General features: G+C 55.2%; 1 protein-coding gene. It reads left to right on the top strand.

Annotation, left to right across the window (positions count from 1 at the left end; all coding sequences use genetic code 11):
* Nucleotides 1-178: 178 nt before the first annotated feature.
* Entirely contained in the window at nucleotides 179-601 is a 423-nt protein-coding gene (locus tag QJT78_RS51880) for a transposase (protein ID WP_281460919.1), read from the top strand.
* Nucleotides 602-683 lie beyond the last annotated feature (82 nt).

Here is a 683-nt window from a genome sequence, read left to right as displayed (position 1 = left end):
CAGAACACTGACTCTATCTCCCATCGGCCGTAGCGGGCTGCTCACGATCGTCTGAATTCAGTGCTCACGATCGCGCGAAATCGATGCTCACGATCCGTGAAATCCGCAGTCGGCGCTCGTGGCAGACAAGCTCCGTTATCGTTGAGCCCTCGCAATCAAATGATTCGAAGGAGCTCCCATGAAGCAGTACGTCGGGCTGGACGTCTCACAGAGAGAAACCGCTGTGTGCGTTGTCAACGAGACTGGTCAAGTAATCTTCGAAGGAAAAGCCAAGTCTAATCCTGGTGTCTTGACTGACCTGCTTAGCAAGCATGCGCCTCATGCCGAGCGTATCGGCTTCGGGACCGGTGCGATGGCGAGTTGGCTATGGCATGAACTCCGCAGGGTTGAGCTTCCGGTGGTCTGCATCGACGCTCGGCATGCGCACGCAGCTTTGTCGGTCCGAATGAACAAGAGCGATCAGAATGATGCGCGAGGCCTTGCCGAACTGGTGCGGGTTGGATGGTATCGAGAGGTCAAAGTCAAAAGTGAGGAAAGCCAGAAGATCCGAGCGATCCTTGTCGCCAGATCTCGGCTAGTACCCACTTTTCTTGGAACGTGAGTCGTGATTCAAGGTCGGGATGATACCCGAAGCAAGAGAAGTCCACCTTTCGAGGAAAGATCGCAAGGTGCTTGAGGCGTGC

This window comes from Bradyrhizobium sp. Mp27 (assembly GCF_029953005.1).
Classification (GTDB): domain Bacteria; phylum Pseudomonadota; class Alphaproteobacteria; order Rhizobiales; family Xanthobacteraceae; genus Bradyrhizobium; species Bradyrhizobium barranii.
Note: the sequence above shows the minus strand (reverse complement) of the source record. Positions and strands in the feature narration are given on the sequence as shown.

Coding starts and splice junctions, on each gene's coding strand:
- QJT78_RS51880 (WP_281460919.1), top strand. CDS start 179: ATGAAGCAGTACGTCGGGCTGGACGTCTCACAGAGAGAAACCGCTGTG.